At 46.7% G+C, this 16,586-nt stretch carries 17 protein-coding genes and 1 tRNA gene; all 18 read right to left on the bottom strand.

Annotated elements, in window-relative coordinates:
• Nucleotides 1-732 carry a metallophosphoesterase gene (locus tag H9Q77_RS11520; RefSeq protein WP_249325642.1) on the bottom strand — a complete coding sequence of 244 codons (732 nt, stop codon included), beginning with the start codon at nt 730-732 and terminating at the stop codon, nt 1-3.
• A 44-nt stretch (nt 733-776) separates the two neighbouring features.
• Nucleotides 777-1,529: a hypothetical protein gene (locus tag H9Q77_RS11525; RefSeq protein WP_249325644.1), complete on the bottom strand. Its 753-nt coding sequence runs from the start codon at nt 1,527-1,529 to the stop codon at nt 777-779.
• On the bottom strand, nt 1,530-2,480 hold the full coding sequence (locus H9Q77_RS11530) for a winged helix DNA-binding protein (protein WP_249325646.1): 951 nt from the start codon (nt 2,478-2,480) through the stop codon (nt 1,530-1,532).
• 420 nt (nt 2,481-2,900) lie between these two features.
• Nucleotides 2,901-2,974, bottom strand: a tRNA-Thr gene (locus H9Q77_RS11535).
• Nucleotides 2,975-3,076: 102 nt separating this feature from the next.
• A complete protein-coding gene (locus H9Q77_RS11540) occupies nt 3,077-3,739 on the bottom strand; it encodes a hypothetical protein (protein WP_118546862.1) in 663 nt (220 codons plus the stop codon).
• Between the two features lie 88 nt (nt 3,740-3,827).
• Nucleotides 3,828-4,148: a helix-turn-helix domain-containing protein gene (locus H9Q77_RS11545; protein ID WP_249325648.1), complete on the bottom strand. Its 321-nt coding sequence runs from the start codon at nt 4,146-4,148 to the stop codon at nt 3,828-3,830.
• Nucleotides 4,149-4,259: 111 nt separating this feature from the next.
• Nucleotides 4,260-4,787 (bottom strand): DNA-deoxyinosine glycosylase, encoded by a 528-nt coding sequence (locus tag H9Q77_RS11550; protein WP_249325649.1) that lies wholly within the window; start codon nt 4,785-4,787, stop codon nt 4,260-4,262.
• A gap of 14 nt (nt 4,788-4,801) precedes the next feature.
• The gene (gene pncB, locus H9Q77_RS11555) at nt 4,802-6,016 is read right to left on the bottom strand and encodes a nicotinate phosphoribosyltransferase (protein WP_249325651.1); all 1,215 of its coding nucleotides are present in this window, start codon (nt 6,014-6,016) and stop codon (nt 4,802-4,804) included.
• A 54-nt stretch (nt 6,017-6,070) separates the two neighbouring features.
• Entirely contained in the window at nt 6,071-6,646 is a 576-nt protein-coding gene (locus H9Q77_RS11560; protein ID WP_249325653.1) for a cysteine hydrolase family protein, read from the bottom strand.
• Nucleotides 6,647-6,752: 106 nt separating this feature from the next.
• The gene (locus H9Q77_RS11565) at nt 6,753-8,243 is read right to left on the bottom strand and encodes an AAA family ATPase (protein ID WP_118546857.1); all 1,491 of its coding nucleotides are present in this window, start codon (nt 8,241-8,243) and stop codon (nt 6,753-6,755) included.
• Entirely contained in the window at nt 8,230-9,990 is a 1,761-nt protein-coding gene (locus tag H9Q77_RS11570; RefSeq protein ID WP_249325655.1) for a methyl-accepting chemotaxis protein, read from the bottom strand. The genes H9Q77_RS11565 and H9Q77_RS11570 overlap by 14 nt, the downstream gene beginning before the upstream one ends.
• Entirely contained in the window at nt 9,974-10,633 is a 660-nt protein-coding gene (locus H9Q77_RS11575) for a YkgJ family cysteine cluster protein (RefSeq protein ID WP_249325657.1), read from the bottom strand. Before H9Q77_RS11575 ends, H9Q77_RS11570 begins: the two co-directional genes overlap by 17 nt.
• 10 nt (nt 10,634-10,643) lie before the next feature.
• The gene (gene mtnA, locus H9Q77_RS11580) at nt 10,644-11,738 is read right to left on the bottom strand and encodes an S-methyl-5-thioribose-1-phosphate isomerase (protein ID WP_249325658.1); all 1,095 of its coding nucleotides are present in this window, start codon (nt 11,736-11,738) and stop codon (nt 10,644-10,646) included.
• 44 nt (nt 11,739-11,782) lie between these two features.
• Complete coding sequence (gene ybaK, locus H9Q77_RS11585) at nt 11,783-12,274, bottom strand: Cys-tRNA(Pro) deacylase (RefSeq protein ID WP_118546853.1); 492 nt, start codon at nt 12,272-12,274, stop codon at nt 11,783-11,785.
• A gap of 246 nt (nt 12,275-12,520) precedes the next feature.
• Nucleotides 12,521-13,582: an electron transfer flavoprotein subunit alpha/FixB family protein gene (locus H9Q77_RS11590; RefSeq protein WP_118546852.1), complete on the bottom strand. Its 1,062-nt coding sequence runs from the start codon at nt 13,580-13,582 to the stop codon at nt 12,521-12,523.
• Between the two features lie 15 nt (nt 13,583-13,597).
• The gene (locus tag H9Q77_RS11595) at nt 13,598-14,383 is read right to left on the bottom strand and encodes an electron transfer flavoprotein subunit beta/FixA family protein (RefSeq protein ID WP_022153484.1); all 786 of its coding nucleotides are present in this window, start codon (nt 14,381-14,383) and stop codon (nt 13,598-13,600) included.
• A 51-nt stretch (nt 14,384-14,434) separates the two neighbouring features.
• Nucleotides 14,435-15,601, bottom strand: a complete 1,167-nt coding sequence (locus tag H9Q77_RS11600; protein ID WP_249325660.1) for an acyl-CoA dehydrogenase — start codon at nt 15,599-15,601, stop codon at nt 14,435-14,437.
• A 96-nt stretch (nt 15,602-15,697) separates the two neighbouring features.
• Nucleotides 15,698-16,570: a 3-hydroxyacyl-CoA dehydrogenase family protein gene (locus H9Q77_RS11605; protein ID WP_022313183.1), complete on the bottom strand. Its 873-nt coding sequence runs from the start codon at nt 16,568-16,570 to the stop codon at nt 15,698-15,700.
• Between the last annotated feature and the right edge of the window lie 16 nt (nt 16,571-16,586).

The following is a 16,586-nucleotide window of genomic DNA, read 5'->3' on the forward strand; positions in this document are numbered from 1 at the left end:
TCACACTCCCAGTTTCCCCATAACCTCTATCTTCTCGTATTTTCCGGTTTCCGAATCAATAACAATCATCGCAGACTCTCCAATCTGTCTTCCGTCTCTATAGGTAGAGAACACATCTGTCGATATGATGCCGGCTTTTTCAAATATCCTCTCCACCGGAGTATGCCCTACCACCTGTTTGTATATATCTGCTCTGAATATCTCTCTGGTCTCATACTGTGGTCTGAACCATAAGGGTGATTCATCATTCCAGAGAAAATCATGGGAAGCATCGTTCACCGCTGCAATGACATCATCTATCTCGGCATCCAGCAAATCCTCGTCTAACCATTTCAGAAAATCAGCCGTAAGCCCTCCATGTGAGAAAAGCACATTGTCAATCCGATGCATTATGCCGATCTGTGTTGGACTCTTAAGGCTGTTCTCAAGTTCTTCAAACTTTGACATAACCGTCCTCTCAGCATAAGGAGAATACCCGGTCTCAAGTCTCCCCCATGGGTAGCTGACATCATGATTACCGTAACACCAGAGAGTATCCGGATAGTCTACAGCAAATACGATTGCCCGGTCAAACGTTTCCTTATATCGCTCTATCTGAAATTCCATATTCCAATCATCTGGAATATCCATTAGGCATACAGCCCGATCTGCCTTACCATCTCTTAAGATTTTCTCTGCCCTGTCGAATATCCATGTTTTCAGATGAATATCCGGTATTACAAGTACTAGCATAACTCCCTCTCCTAAAATTGAAACACAACTTATATTAGTTTATCTTACAAATAAATCTCCTTCAACAACTCCACACCACTATCTCTATCAAAAGGCATTCCCATCTGTAAAAGTCTTACTTCCGATTCATCTAGTGCACTGATTTCCTCAATGTATCTATGAATACTTTCTGTCACCAACCCCTCTGATATTACTTTTGTTCCTGATGTGACAATCTGCAACAAGCGGAATACATCGTACTTATGCTTCTTTAAATCCTTTTCATTTACATGCTCTCCGGCTCTCTTTCTATCCAAAAGATTAATCCATGCATGCATTTTGAACGGAATAAGATGCTCTGCTCCAAGAACACCAATACTATCAACAACTCTACGACCGGACATCATAAATTTATAGAAGTCATCGTTCAGAAGAATCGCTGATAAACTGGAAGTATCATCATCAATATGAATCGGAATGATTCCCTTTTCTATATTAAGATGATAGCCCGGCTTTCTTGAGAACAACTCAATCATCATAGGATAACCGAGTTTACCTTCTGTGAAGCGATAAAAGTGCATATTATTTTCATTCTTCCATCCGCACTTATAACCACCTTCTTTTATGTATTCCCAGAATACGCTCGCAAATTCCGGGAAGTTATCCTCCATAATCAGGATCATATCAATATCTTTTGTCGCTCGAAATGGCAAGTCTGCCTCTGAGAGTAGAATATCGCAGGCAGTTCCGCCGATAATAGTGTAATAATCCGTATAATCTTTAAATTTTTCTCTAAAAGAGTCTATCCCTGGTACCATTTATAATTCCTCCAACAGTTCCTCAATACTCATTTCTATTCTTTCGTCTTCGTTACCTTTGAATGTACATGCCAGTGAAACAGGATCAACACGCCTTTCTCTTGCAAAATAAGAAGGATTGTATTTCCATAATTGTATCTTCAAGCAGTCGTCTGGGTCTTCAGATCTGGCATCCACAATTTCCAACTGGTCAACAACTTCCTCGCCCTTGTAGATTGCACGTTCCTCTATTCTTGGTGGATTCAATTCTGACTCCTGACTAAGTGCAGTTTCTCCTGCGCTAAATGATTCAAAGGTTGCTTCATATCGCATAATTGTAATCACTTTCTGGACCGGATTAATCAAATATCCTTTTGCATTTTCATAATACTCTTTCCGTGAGTAATTTCTCTTAATAGCAATCTCTGTTCCTGATTTCATCTGCTGGATGAGTCCCATTTCCTCTAATTGCGCTGTTGCTCTTGTAATGGACGTCTTGGTAAGATTCAGCTTGTTCGCAACTTCACTTTTTAACACAGATTCCTCATCACTCATATATAACAATTCAAGGAACACCATCTGTGTTGCCGGCATCATCTTATCCGCTTTGACAAGCTGCTTGCGATACACATCCTTCAATACAATTCCCATAAATGGTAAGAATACATTTCCTGGCAAATTCACAAACGGAACTCCACTTTTTACCAGAGCATTTCTCATGGATACGTTGTTTAACGCTACTTCATATGCTACAGGGCACTGCAATGCTTCCTCATACTTTGCTTTCTGCTTTTTCATTGCAGCAACACTTAGTTCCGTTTCCTTCATAACATCTATTATGGCAAAGGTAACACTATATATTTCAACCATCACAATATCACGCATAGTCATAAAGATTGGCAATGGCAATTTATTCTTGTATTCTGCTATTTTTACTTCGCAGCCGAAATACTGCTCTAATTCTTTTTTCATATGGCGTCTCCTTGTAACATATTTTTTTGTATAATAACATATTTTTTGTTATTATACAATGTTTTATGTTATTATATCACAGCCAGAACGAGTGATTCTATTCTCTTCCATCGTCTGTTTCTCCGTAATATGTGTCTTTTATGCGGTTCCATTAAATTTAAGCCGCAGCTCTCGCCACGGCTTCATCACTTTTAATATATGCCTACATTACAGCCACGAGGATTACCTCCAGCCAACCGACTTAACGCTCTAACCTTTCTCATGGATTTCAACACATTTCTATGTCTACATAAAAGTTTTTACTTCACCTAAAACCATTCAAGAATAAAATCGTTGACGATTCACCTTTAACGGTTCAAATAAAACGCAAAACAGTTAAATTGGAGGTGCCTTCTACACCGTCTTTGAACCCAACTTTTTTTCTAAAGGCAGGAATCGAACCTGCGACATCATGATTACAAGTCATGTGCGCTACCAACTGCGCCACTTTTAAAGTCAAGCAACCCAATTTAATCAGAATTGGTAATATCTGTTATGTAACGTAACCCTGTTACAGGGAAGCCGGATTTGAAGTTTTCGTAATGCAGGCAAATACCTTACGCTACCTCAATAAAAGTTGTTGCATTCGATACTTTTATCTGAGTGTCTAATTCAGTCAGAAGAGTGTTGCGCTTTTCTTCCAGCGCCTCCATTTTCTTCTTAACATCAAGCGGATCCACCAGCTCTGTTGTATTTTCCTTTACATAGGCTTCTACAACTTCCAAAGGTTTTTCGTCTTTGGTCTTGCTGTCTTTTCCGAGAATACTAAGGCGCATCTCCTCTGCCGTAGACTCCAACTGGCTGTTCTTTCTGTCGCAGAACTGCACCCTTTCATTATACTCACTAGACAGCTTTTTCTGAAGTCTTCCTTCAAAATCTGCATCGACTCCGTAAGCACTGGCCCCACGAAGTCTGCTTCGAAGTGCAATTGCTCCGGCAACTGTGAAAGTTCCGTAGGAAGTAGTAATTTCCGTATTTGCATTAGAAGCCACAATCGCTGCATCAATCTTCTGAAAACGGTCAATCAAATCAGTAATCTGCTGATATGCTGACTCTGCTTCTTTTGCATACTCTTCTTTGCTGGTGCGCTTTGTGAAAACCTTGTCCTCATTCGGCTTAATGGTATCAACAAAGCTTGCCTTAGCAATCTTATCTGCTATCTTCTTTACCAACAGATCTCTTTCATCCAGAGCCTGCGTTACCAACATCTTCTCGCTCATAAAAAATCCTCCCTTAGAATATTGTTGTCTCTACCGACTATTCTAAAGGAGGATTTTCTATTTGTCATTGAAGCTGTAGTTCAAAAATTTATGCAGCACGCTTCTCCAGCAATTTCTCATAATAAGCACACAGTCTGCTTTTGCGAGAATCCAGTGGCTTTATAATAATATCCGGCACAATCGGTGCCCTGTTGCCACGCACGATCGCATCAATCGGAACTTGAAGCAGCTCGCTTAGCGCATACAAATTATCAATGGTCGGCATATTTACGCCATCGATCCAACGGTACACGCTCTGCACACAACCAAGTCCAAGATATTCCTGCACATCCTTTGGCGTAATTCCACGCATGTCCATGATTCTATGTAAGTTAACACCGGTTTCTTGTTTGTTGATTAATGGGAACATAAGACACCTTCCTTCCTCTATTTCCCTATTATAACACAGACCGCACATCCATAAAAGACGTGCGGCCTGTTCTATGTTATAATCCCCTTTTACCCGTATGCTTTTGGTACTTCATGTATCATTTATATTATCATATGAAATTTTGTTAGTTATGTCAATGGTATTTCGCCAGGCTTCACACAATTTTTGCAGGGACCATGCCGCATTCGCAGGACTGGTAGAGGGCAGCACTGTGGCTTCCTTCCCCGTAAGCGGCAACTGGTACTTCCGGTACAGTTCTCCCGCCTTATTCCCATTGGCATAGATTCCCGTAATCTTAGATTCCGTCAACATGTGTCGGATATCCGTCGGTTCCACATTCCGTATACTGCTGTCTCTGGAGCCTTTGATATCGCAGCTCTGGATGACATCCCAGATGGCTATATGATGTGCAAGGAGCATCGCCTTTTTCTCTTCAATGGTCTCCGGCACCGGTTCCCCGCACAGATCCGCCACAACTTTCCAGAAACGGTTCTGTTTATGTCCATAATAAAAATGGTTTTCTCTGGATTTCACCGAGGGCAATGTCCCCAGGATCAGCACCATGGAATCTGCATCATACACCGGTGCAAAAGTATGCTCAATATGTTCATATTCCATCGTTTTCGCTGCTCCTATCTGTCGTGCTCCAGTCTCCATTGGATACATCTGGTAAGGTAATCCACATACTCCTCGTTCTTGCACATTTCCTTGCCGGGCGTATCGGAGATCTTCGCCACATCCATGCCGTTGCAGGCAGTGGTCTTCATGACAATATTTAAGGGATCCTCGCAGGTATCATTAGAGATATAAGTACCGATCCCGAATGCCACCGTCACACGATCCTTGAAGGTCTTCCGCAGCTTATCCGCCCTCTCAAAATCCAGACTGTCACTAAACAACAGTGTCTTGCGCTTCGGATCGATCCCCAGTGCCTCATAATGGGCGATCATCTTCTCTCCCCAGGCAAAGGGATCCCCGCTGTCATGCCGTACTCCGGAAAACAGGGTAGAATACGTCAGCTGAAAATCCTTCAGGAAACAATCTGTGGTGATGGTGTCTGTCAGGGCGATACCGTTTAATACACCATACTCCTTCACCCAGGCATCCAGGGCATACCAGTTGGAATACGCCGGATTGTGCTTGTGATTGCCCTGCCCGGTACACATGATCCATTCATGCGCCATAGTTCCCACCGGTGTCACATTCCATTTTTTTGCCAGATAGACATTGGAAGTACCGATGCAGGCAGAGTCCTTATAGTCCTTATTGTGCGCCACCAGCTCCTGCACCGCCAGTTCCTGTGCTTCCGCGGACAAGCGGCGCCGCAGACCAAATTCACTGAAATTACCTAGACAATAGGTTCCATCTACAAGTTTCTGAATCTTATCCGCCAGCCGTTCCCGGAAGGAAGCATACAGCCTGTCATAATCATAATTCATTCGGAAAAACACTTCATTGACGATAGCCAGCGTCGGAATCTCATACATGGAAGTGTTTAACCAGGAGCCTTTCGTCTCGATAGTCAGACCGCAGTCCGCCTCCGTTCCGATCTCGAAATCTTCATATCTAGGCTGCCACAGGCGCAGGAAATCCACATAGGAACCTTTGATCCATTTTACATTTTCCAGATAATTCAATTCTTCCTCCGTAAAACGTAAGCTACAATACGCCCGGATCTGCGCCTTGATCTCTTCCACCATCTCCGTTGTAAAAACTACATCTGTATTCCTGCATTTAAACGTCCAGGTAGTCTTATAAGCGCTGAACTGGTGGTAAATGCACTGTCCCATGGAGAACTTATACATATCATTTTCCAGTAAGCTGTTGATGATCTGTGGTAATTGCATGATTTTATCCTCTTTCTCTCTTCGATTCACAACTGTGTAAATATGATATGTTCTCTAAATCACATCCGCCTGGATCGGTCCCATAGCTGCGATGGCCGTCTGGTGCGTCTGGGGTGTCACACAGGCACAGGCCTTCTCAATGACACACACTCTCGCTTCCGGTACAAATGCCTTTGCCATGACCACATTGCTTAACACACAGATTCCGGTGCAGAATCCGGTAAAATCCACTTCCATGGGATATTCACCCTCTGCTGCCTCTCCGGCAGCCACCACCTCTTCCCAGATGGTTTTCAATAGCTTTCCGAATTCCGGACTGCCAAAGGTCGGCTTTTTCACTGTGATCACATTTTCCGGTGCATAATGTTCCTGTACCGCCTTTACAATATCCGGATGAATCTTATACCCCTCTGTGCCTTCCTGTCCATGCAGTACAGGTAGCCTTTTGCCTTCCTGGGTGTCCAGATAATCTGCCGTATGGGTATCCTTGGTGATGATCACCTTGTAGTATTCCCCACTTTTTGCTGCCGCAACGATATTTTTTACCGCTGCCTCGCACTCCTTGTTGCCCAGTGCTCCTGTGATGAATTCGTTCTGTGCATCCGTGATCACTAATACTTTCTTTGTCATGTTCCCTCTCCTCTACTCGTTTTTATATAATGATGTCAGGGTCAAAAGCCCCCGACTTTGCACAAAAAGCAGGCAACCGCGTCCTGCGACTACCTGCTTCTCTTACTTACAGAAATAGCTTCTTCACTTTTTCCGCGTCAAATACGACTTCTGTTAATCCGTCCACTTCGATCTGATACAGGGCATTGGCAGCCAGATGCTCCGCCGCCTGCTCGAGATCACGGATACCGCTGGTGTTGGAATAGATCTCCACCACCGCATCCAGTCCCTCTTCGGTGATAGTGCACTCGTTTGCCTGCAGTCCGATACGTTTCAGTACCTTTGGCAAGGCAAATCTGGAGAAAATGATCTTCTTCTCCTCCGGTGTGTAATCCGGTATATCGATCACTGCAAAACGCGACATTAACGGGGCACTGATCTGCTCCTTATCGTTAGCCGTTGCAATCGGATAGACCCCGAAGGTCGGCACGGTACATTCCATATAGTTGTCCGTAAATCCCAGATTATCCAGCAAGGTAAGCAGTACATCCGCCGGATTGCCGTTACCTTTGCCGCTGGCCGCTTTGTCCAGCTCGTTGATGATAAATACCAGATTGGATTCTCCCGCCATGGAAAAAGCTTCCATGATGATACCGGGTTTGGCATTTGCATAGATCCTGGAGCTTCCGGTCAGCTGCTCCGGATCGTTGATGGAACTCATATCCAATGTAGTCCAGGGAAGCTTTAAAATCCTTGCCACCGCATAAGCAATCTGGGATTTACCGGTTCCCGCCGGTCCCACCAGAAGCAGACCATAGGCCGGTAAAGTGTGGGTACGGTTGATCTGGATGATGGTCTCCATGATACGCTGTTTGACCCGCTCCATGCCGTACAATTCCTCATCCAGGATCCGTCTGGCTTCCACGGGGTCAATAGCCTCAAAATAGTTGCCCTTCCACTGAATGTTCATCATGATGGACAAGGCTCTCTGGGCATGCCTTCTCTCCTCGGGAGATACCTCGTGGGATCTTGCCACTGCCAGGTTTCTTCTCGCCCACAGGCGGATATTTTCCGGCATAGTCCTTCCGGCACAGGTCATGAAATCGGAGATACTCTGAAGGCTGGTAAGTTTCATATCATCGCCGTCTTCCCCTTCGTCCTCGCCCTGTTCTTCTTCCGCGGGAGCACTGCTTAAAAACAGCCTCTCCATCATGAATTGTAAAAATCCATCCTCTGCAGACAGCTTGGTGCCCCCACCGAAAGCTGTCTCACGGATCTTATATACTGCATAGCCGTCATTCCTGTTTTCTCCGGAGAGACGCACGTTAATGTGGTTCTCACCAAGCCAGCGGATCAGACTGACAAAACGGGCATCAATCTGCAAAATATCGGCATAAGCGCTGCTGCCTTCCTCTTTAAATTCGAAATTGGTCCGTTTGCTCTGATTACCGAATACACCTACGGCATGATGGTTCCATTTTTCACTGCTGTTATCCAGAATCAAAATCGGTTTCTCCGCAGAGGCTGATCCCTCATTGGAGCGAAACGTAGTATAGGTGCATATAGGATCCTGCTTCTTTTCATTTTCCGGAGTACTGCTGAAATCAAATACCGGCATGCTTAACCTCCTTTTTTCTCGCCTGAATCTTCTCCTCATCGATCAGTTTGAACTGTTTTACAAGATTGGTCATATTCTCAGACTGCGCCAACAGTTCTTCACTAGTAGCAGAGAGTTCTTCTGCTGCCGCAGAATTGGACTGTACGATCTCGGAGATCTGGTTCACACCGCTCTCCGCCTGATTCATGGCATCCGCCTGGGTATCTGCGATCTGGGTCAGTTCCTCGGAATCCTGTGCGATCTTGCGGACACCGTCCACGATAACACTTAAGGTCTGGGATGCATGATCCACAGCTTCATTGCCGGCATGGATCTCCTCCAGGGTATCGCCGATCAGATTTCTGGTATTGACTGCGGACTGAGCACTCTGCTCTGCCAGCTTACCAATCTGGTCTGCCACAACAGCAAAGCCTCTGCCTGCTTCTCCGGCTCTGGCTGCTTCAATGGAAGCATTCAGGGACAGCAGATTGGTCTGGCTTGCAATATCTTCGATCTCGCCGATGATATTGCTGATCTTCTCGGAAGTTTCATTGATCCGACCCATGATTTCCATCAGGTGATTCATTTCGGTACGTCCTTCATCCGCCTTAGCAGAGTATTCCTGTGCCTGTCTGCTGGAATTCTTCGTATGTTCTGCGGTATTGTCTACCATAGAAGTAATATTGGTAATCGTCGCCTGAAGCTCCTGTACGGCTCCTGCCTGTTCGGTTGCCCCCTCAGCCAGAGACTGCGCTGCATCTGCCAGACTTCCGGCACCCATGGATACTTGTCCGGATACTTCATTGACATTGTACAGTGCCTCATTCATCTTATACTTAATATCTCTCAGCGCTTCTTTTAGTTTATCCAGATCGCCCTCATAGAGATCGGGATAACGGAACTTCACTGTCCAGTCGCCGTTTGCCATAGCGTTTAATGCCTGGTTGATATCCTCAATGATCATCCTGAGGTTTGTCGCCATTGCTGTAGCCGCACGGTTCATCGCTGCCATTTCGTCCTCTGTCTCCACTTTGGGGAAATCAGATGTCAGATCACCTGCTGCGAAGCCATCCAGTCTGTCTGCCAGCGCTTTCAGCGGTCCGGCGATTCCTTTGGCTATTCTTTTTCCCGCCTTTTCAGATCCTGCAAAGCCTACTCCGATGATCAGAAGGATTACGATAAAAATAACCACACGGAAAACATTCAGCTTGGCTTCCATGGCATTTCCGTTCGTTACACTGCTGTCCAACAGGCTCGTCATATCTGCATAGACCTGCTGGAACACGGGATCCATCTGTTCGCCTGCCATCTGCTGTGCCTGCATCCGCTTAGCAGGCTCGGAAGCTGTTCCCAGTTCCAGTATCTGTGCCTCGATCTGCTGATAAGAAGCTACGCCATCCTTGATCTGCTGGTAGGTAGCTCTTCCCTCATCCGTGATCATATCATCTTCCAGGGCACCGATATAGGTATCCAGCTGTTCCGCCGTCATGTCATGGGCATTTTTTGCTTTAGCGATCAGCGTATCGTCATCATAGCCGATGGCGGCACGGGTCTCGCTCCGCATCTCCGCGATAACGATCATCGCCTTACCGATGTCACCCTGTGCGAAACCGTAATGGCGCAACGCATAGGAATACTGGTAACTGACGATTCCCATGGCGACACAGGCAATAATACCTGTTGCACTTAATAATAGAGAAATTCTGCGAAATACACTCAGTAACCGCTTTTCGATGGGGAGCTTACTTAACTTATCTGATCTGTTCATTCCAATATTCCATCCTTTCCGTAAACTGTGAATAAAAATCTGTTGTCCCTTTGTACGGCAATAAATAAAACAGACGCAACAGCAGCAGATTTTCCTCCTGCTGTTTCCCTTCGTCTTCTCCTGTCAGTCTCTCTTCCATGGCATGTAACAGGTCATGCCATTGTAGGGTAAATTGCTGGTTTCTCGTCAGATCCGGAGTATCGATCCATTTACTGACTTTTATCTTGCTGCGGTTCTCCTTCGCACATTCCCCGGTCTGGAGAAAATAGGAAAATCCTCCGTTTTCATAATATCTTCCCAGCGGAAACAGCCGGCAGATTCCAGGCCGGTACGGATGGATGCTACATCTTCCTTCCTCATCCAGATAAGCGCAGGCTTCCTTGGTCCCCTGCATTTTCAGATTCGGTAAGATCACACCATCCACCACGTTGAGCTCCACCGATGCCGCTAATAGTTCCTGCATGCTTTTCCCCATTCCTGTAGTCATCCGGTAAACATCATAGGGATCCAGGATAATGGAATTGCCCATGCCGTGACAACACCGGGAACAGCCATTGCAACCACCGCAATCCGCTTTCACCATATCACTTGCTTTGTATAAACGGCCGTCGGATATCTCCGCAAGACTTACATTTCGCTTCATATCTACACCATCAGCCTCTCTGTGCCTTGCGTTCCATGATCTCCTTCAGGCTCTCCGTATAAGGAGCTCTCGCCACCCCGTATTCCGTGACAATTCCGGCGATCAGTTCATGGTCTGTCACATCGAATGCCGGATTGTAGACCTTTACACCCTCCGGAGCCATGCGCTCCTTGTACCACATCTCAGTAACCTCTTCCGCCTTACGCTGCTCGATGCAGATATCCGCACCGGTGGCAGTCGCCATATCAATCGTGGAAGTCGGTGCACAGATGTATACCGGCACACCGTACTGTTTTGCCACTGCTGACACCACGCTGGTACCGATCTTGTTCGCAGTATCTCCGTTAGCTGCCACTCTGTCACAGCCTACGAACACTGCCTGCACCCAGCCCTTGGACATGACAGAAGCGGACATATTGTCACAGATCAGTGTCACATCCACGCCTGCGGAATGCAGTTCAAATGCTGTCAGTCTGGCTCCCTGCAAAAGTGGTCTGGTCTCATCCGCAAATACATGGAAGTTGTAACCTCTCTCCTGTCCCAGATAAATCGGTGCGGTTGCGGTACCGTATTTTACGGTTGCAAGTTGTCCTGCATTACAGTGGGTCAGAATACCATCTCCCGGTTTTACCAGTTCCAGTCCAAATTCTCCGATTTTTCGACATACTTCCACATCTTCCGCCCGAATCTGCAGTGCTTCATCATGCAGGATTTCCTTCACTTTTGCGACAGTCTTGTGCTCTTCTCTGCCAGCCTTTACAGCCACAGCATCCATGCGCTTCAGTGCCCAGGACAGATTAACTGCGGTGGGTCTGGAAGAATCCAGATATTCCTTATATTCTGTGAATTTCTGATAAAATTCTTCGAAGTCTTCCGTCTCGATGCGATTCGCCAGCAGGTAGATGCCCAATGCCGCCGCTACACCGATGGCCGGGGCTCCCCGGACCTTCAGCAGATAGATAGCATCCCACATCTCCTGTGCCGTATGTAATGCGATCAGTTCGATCTTACCCGGAAGCAGGGTCTGGTCTATGATGATCACCGCATCCTGTGCTTCGTCCAGTGCTACGGTATCGTAATCAAGGATGTTTTTTTGGTTTTCCATGTGTACTCCTTTATCTTCAGCATCCTTTTGCTACATTTGATGCATTAATTTTCGTGTCTGATAATATCTGCGAACTCCGCTTTTGCTGCTTTCGCAAGGTCATCCGGTTTCAATTGGATCTGAGAGCCGATCCTGCCGCCGCTGACATAGATTTGTTCCTGTGTCTTCGCACTTTCATCAATTCTGGTCACATACTGTTTTTTCATGCCGATGGCTGTGCAGCCGCCGCGGATGTAGCCGGTGATGGCATTGATGTCTTTTACGTGGATCATCTCCACGCTTTTTTCTCCGACGGATTTCGCTGCTTTTTTCATATCCAGCTCCTCCGCAATGGGGATGACGAATACAAAATAATTCTTGCTGCTGCCCACGGTGACCAACGTCTTGTAGACCTGCTCATAGGGCAGGGACAGCTTGTCTGCTATCTGAAGCCCATCCACGAATTCCTCGCACTCATAGGTGTGATGGGTATAAGGAATCTTCAGAGATTCCAGGATACGCATGGCGTTGGTTTTTACTTCTTTTTGTTTTGCCATAAAATATCACTCACCTTCTTGTTTCCCAAGTTCAAAAGTCTTATCGTGCAAGCACGAACAACTTTTTAACCTTGTTACCCTTGGTATCATTTTATTTTACTATTTTGCTTCCCTCAGTGCAAGCATACAAGGCTAGAAACTTGCACAAGCTGCATCAGTTTTTTGCAGAAAAGAACTCCGCCCGACTCCCGGACGGACCGGGGAATCAGGCGGAGTTCTTATATGTTTTTAATCCGTTGTTACGAATTAGTTTGCTGCCTTCTCAGCCTTTGCAGCCTTCAGCTGCTCGGTCAGAGCGGGAACTACCTTATTCAGGTCACCTACGATACCGTAGTCAGCTACATCGAAGATAGGAGCTGTCTCATCCTTGTTGATGGCAACAATGAGATCAGACTCTTCCATACCTGCTACGTGCTGAATAGCACCGGAGATACCGATTGCAAAGTAGATCTGGGGACGAACGGTCTTACCGGTCTGTCCAACCTGCAGATCCTTGGGCTTCCAGCCGTTATCTACAACTGCACGGGAGCAGGATACGGTACCGCCCAGAACTTCTGCCAGATCCTCCAGAATCTTGAAGTTCTCTGCGCTGCCTACTCCACGTCCACCGGATACCAGGATCTTGGCATCCATGATGTCAACGGTATCGGATACTGCCTTAACGACTTCCTTGATAGTTACATATTTGTTGTTCGGAGTAAATCCGGGATTGTACTCTTCGATCACAGCCTTTGCACCTGCGATAGGAGCGATCTTCTGCATAACGCCGGGACGAACAGTTGCCATCTGAGGTCTGTTGTCAGGACATGCGATGGTAGCGATGGTGTTACCACCGAATGCAGGACGGGTCATCAGCAGCTGATTGTGCTTCTGCTCCTGTCCGGGGATAGCAACGAGAGGGAAATCACCGATTTCCAGTACGGTACAGTCTGCGGTCAGACCGGTCTGAACTCTTGCGGAAACGGTAGGTCCAAGATCACGTCCGATAGCGGTTGCACCTACCAGAACGATCTCAGGCTTATATTTTTCAATAACAGATGCCAGTGCATGTGCATAAGGCTCGGTTCTGTAAGTCTCCAGTTCGGGATCATCTACGAGGATCACCTTATCTGCACCATACTCAGCCAGCTTATCAGCCAGTCCTTTTACGTTATAACCGATCAGAACCGCGGTTACCTCGGTCTCCAGCTTTGCAGCCAGCTCTTTACCTTTGCCGAGCAGTTCTAATGCGATACCACTGATCTCATTGTCTACCTGCTGGGCGAACACATATACACCCTTGTATTCTTCAATATTATTGGTTACCATGGTTTGCCTCCTATATTAGATGATGTGCTTTTCTTTGAATTTAGCAACAATGTAAGCTGCTCCGTCTTCGGGTGAATCGGGAACGATCTTCTCACCTGCGCCCTTACGAACCTTATCGGATGCCTTTGCGATCTTGGTAGGAGATCCCTTCAGACCAAGGTTGCTGTCATCAACATCTTTCAGATCAGCTCTGCCCCAGGTAGTGATCTCTGCCTTGCATGCATCGAAGATTCCGCCGGGAGTCATGTAACGAGGCTTATTCAGTTCGGATAATGCAGTGATCAGGCAGGGCATCTTAGCTTCTACCACATGATATCTGTCATCATACTGTCTCTGAACGATCACCTTGTCTCCTTCAACCTTGATGTCCTGTGCATAGGAGATTACAGGAAGTCCCAGATGCTCAGCGATCTGAGGACCAACCTGTGCGGTATCACCATCGATTGCCTGACGACCGGTAATGATCAGATCATAGTCAAGGTTTCTCAATGCACCTGCAATGGTAGTGGAAGTAGCCCAGGTATCAGCACCGCCCAGTACTCTGTCGGTAACCAGAATTGCTTTGTCAGCACCCATAGCCAGCGCCTCACGAAGAGCATCTGCTGCCTTGGGAAGACCCATGGTCAGTACGGTAACTTCTGCGCCGAACTCGTCCTTCAGCTTCAGTGCAGCTTCCAGACCAGCCTTATCATCGGGATTCATGATAGCAAGCATTGCGCCTCTGTCAAGAGTTCCGTCAGGATTGAATTTAACACCGCCCTTGGTATCGGGCACCTGCTTAATACAAACAACAATCTTCATTGTATTTTCTCCTTACTTTTCTAATAAAATTTCCGACAAATGCCTGCTTGCTTATTTCAGCAGATCTGCGGAGATAACCATTCTCTGAACTTCGGAAGTACCCTCGTAGATCTCGGTGATCTTTGCATCACGCATCATACGTTCAACTTCGTACTCTCTGATGTAACCGTAACCACCGTGCAGCTGAACAGCCTTGGTAGTAACTTCCATAGCAACCTCAGCAGCATACAGCTTAGCCATAGCAGCTTCTACAGAGTAAGAGATCTTAGGATTGGTCTTGTACTCGTCCTTCTTGCGTGCAGCCTTGTATACCAGCATCTTGGCAGCTTCCACCTTGGTAGCCATATCAGCCAGCTGGAACTGTGTATTCTGGAATCCGGAAATGGACTTTCCGAACTGCTTTCTTTCCTTGGTGTAAGCAACGGTTCTCTCCAAAGCGCCTTCTGCAATACCCAGAGCCTGGGAAGCGATACCGATACGTCCGCCGTCCAGAGTGTGCATTGCGATCTTGAATCCCTGTCCCTGCTTACCAAGCATATTCTCCTTGGGGATACGGCAGTCGGTGAAGATCAGCTCGTAAGTGGAAGAACCCTTGATACCCATCTTCTTCTCTTTGGTACCGAAGGTAAATCCGGGAGTACCTTTCTCAACGATAAAGGAAGAAATCTCCTTCATCTTTCTGCCTCTCTTCTCTACGATACCGGTAACTGCGATAACAATATATACATCTGCTTCTTTACCATTGGTGATGAAGCACTTGGAACCATTGATGACCCACTCATCGCCATCTAATACAGCCTTGGTCTGCTGACCCTGGGCATCGGTACCTGCACCGGGCTCGGTCAGACCGAAAGCACCGATCTTGCGGCCGCTTGCCAGATCAGGAACGTATTTCTGCTTCTGCTCTTCGGTACCGAAGGTCATGATAGGATCGATACACAGAGAGGTATGTGCGGAAACGATAACGCCAGTCGTTGCGCAAACCTTGGAAAGCTCCTCAACGCACATAGCATAGGTCAGGGTATCACAGCCCTGTCCGCCATACTCCTTGGAAACAGGAATTCCCATGAAGCCGTACTTAGCCATCTTCTCAACGGTCTCTCTGGGGAAAGTTTCGGTCTCGTCAACTTCCTGTGCAAGAGGTTTTACTTCGTTCTCGGCGAACTCTTTGAACAGCTGTCTCGCCATCTCATGCTCTTTGGATAATGTAAAATCCATGATGTTAATCCTCCATTGTTATTTATACTTGGTTGTAATTATCATGATGTCGGGGTCTAAGAACCCCGACTTTGATGCCTACGGATTGTTTATACTTTACTGTGCATCCACAGGAGTCTTGGTGCGGTCTGCATTGTATACATAGAAGCCCTTGCCGGTCTTCACACCAAGGTTGCCGCCACGTACCATCTTACGGATCAGAGGACATGCACGATACTTGCTGTCGCCGGTCTCGTTGTACAGAACATCCATGATGGCAAGGCAGATATCCAGTCCTACGAAGTCACCCAGCTCCAGGGGTCCCATGGGATGATTAGCGCCCAGCTTCATAGCTGCGTCGATACCTGCGATATCGGATACACCTTCCATCTTGATGAAAGCTGCTTCATTGATCATAGGGATCAGGATACGGTTAACAACAAAGCCTGCTGCCTCGTTCACCTGTACGGGAGTCTTGCCGATCTCTTCGGAGATCTTCTTGATGGTATCCACGGTCTCTGCGGGAGTATTCACACCTGCGATTACCTCTACCAGCTTCATACGGTCTGCGGGATTGAAGAAGTGCATACCGATCAGAGGACGGGTCAGTCCGTTGCCGATCTCGGTAATGGAAAGGCTGGAAGTGTTGGAAGCAAATACACACTCAGGCTTGCAGATCTTGTCCAGCTCACCGAAGGTGGTCTTCTTTACTTCCATGTTCTCAAATGCAGCTTCTACGATCAGATCGCAGTCTGCACACAGGTCTTCCTTCAGACCCGGAGTGATCTTAGCTACGATAGCGTCAACTGCTTCCTGGGTCATTTTTCCTTTTTCTACCAGTCTTGCATAGCCTTTTACGATCTTGGCTTTGCCGCCGTCAGCCCACTCCTGCTTGATATCGCAAAGAGCTACTTCATATCCGTCTACCTGGGCAAATGCCTTTGCAATGCCCTGTCCCATAGTACCTGCACCGATAATACCTACTTTCATGGTAAATCCTCCTGAT

The sequence above is a fragment of the Simiaoa sunii genome (assembly GCF_014337175.1).
In the GTDB taxonomy this organism is placed as follows: Bacteria; Bacillota; Clostridia; order Lachnospirales; family Lachnospiraceae; genus Acetatifactor; species Acetatifactor intestinalis.

What these genes read in the sequence shown, in the direction of transcription:
- H9Q77_RS11520 (WP_249325642.1), bottom strand. Translation starts at nt 732, where the DNA reads ATGCTAGTACTTGTAATACCGGATATTCATCTGAAAACATGGATATTC.
- H9Q77_RS11525 (WP_249325644.1), bottom strand. Translation starts at nt 1,529, where the DNA reads ATGGTACCAGGGATAGACTCTTTTAGAGAAAAATTTAAAGATTATACG.
- H9Q77_RS11530 (WP_249325646.1), bottom strand. Translation starts at nt 2,480, where the DNA reads ATGAAAAAAGAATTAGAGCAGTATTTCGGCTGCGAAGTAAAAATAGCA.
- H9Q77_RS11540 (WP_118546862.1), bottom strand. Translation starts at nt 3,739, where the DNA reads ATGAGCGAGAAGATGTTGGTAACGCAGGCTCTGGATGAAAGAGATCTG.
- H9Q77_RS11545 (WP_249325648.1), bottom strand. Translation starts at nt 4,148, where the DNA reads ATGTTCCCATTAATCAACAAACAAGAAACCGGTGTTAACTTACATAGA.
- H9Q77_RS11550 (WP_249325649.1), bottom strand. Translation starts at nt 4,787, where the DNA reads ATGGAATATGAACATATTGAGCATACTTTTGCACCGGTGTATGATGCA.
- pncB (WP_249325651.1), bottom strand. Translation starts at nt 6,016, where the DNA reads ATGCAATTACCACAGATCATCAACAGCTTACTGGAAAATGATATGTAT.
- H9Q77_RS11560 (WP_249325653.1), bottom strand. Translation starts at nt 6,646, where the DNA reads ATGACAAAGAAAGTATTAGTGATCACGGATGCACAGAACGAATTCATC.
- H9Q77_RS11565 (WP_118546857.1), bottom strand. Translation starts at nt 8,243, where the DNA reads ATGCCGGTATTTGATTTCAGCAGTACTCCGGAAAATGAAAAGAAGCAG.
- H9Q77_RS11570 (WP_249325655.1), bottom strand. Translation starts at nt 9,990, where the DNA reads ATGAACAGATCAGATAAGTTAAGTAAGCTCCCCATCGAAAAGCGGTTA.
- H9Q77_RS11575 (WP_249325657.1), bottom strand. Translation starts at nt 10,633, where the DNA reads ATGAAGCGAAATGTAAGTCTTGCGGAGATATCCGACGGCCGTTTATAC.
- mtnA (WP_249325658.1), bottom strand. Translation starts at nt 11,738, where the DNA reads ATGGAAAACCAAAAAAACATCCTTGATTACGATACCGTAGCACTGGAC.
- ybaK (WP_118546853.1), bottom strand. Translation starts at nt 12,274, where the DNA reads ATGGCAAAACAAAAAGAAGTAAAAACCAACGCCATGCGTATCCTGGAA.
- H9Q77_RS11590 (WP_118546852.1), bottom strand. Translation starts at nt 13,582, where the DNA reads ATGGTAACCAATAATATTGAAGAATACAAGGGTGTATATGTGTTCGCC.
- H9Q77_RS11595 (WP_022153484.1), bottom strand. Translation starts at nt 14,383, where the DNA reads ATGAAGATTGTTGTTTGTATTAAGCAGGTGCCCGATACCAAGGGCGGT.
- H9Q77_RS11600 (WP_249325660.1), bottom strand. Translation starts at nt 15,601, where the DNA reads ATGGATTTTACATTATCCAAAGAGCATGAGATGGCGAGACAGCTGTTC.
- H9Q77_RS11605 (WP_022313183.1), bottom strand. Translation starts at nt 16,570, where the DNA reads ATGAAAGTAGGTATTATCGGTGCAGGTACTATGGGACAGGGCATTGCA.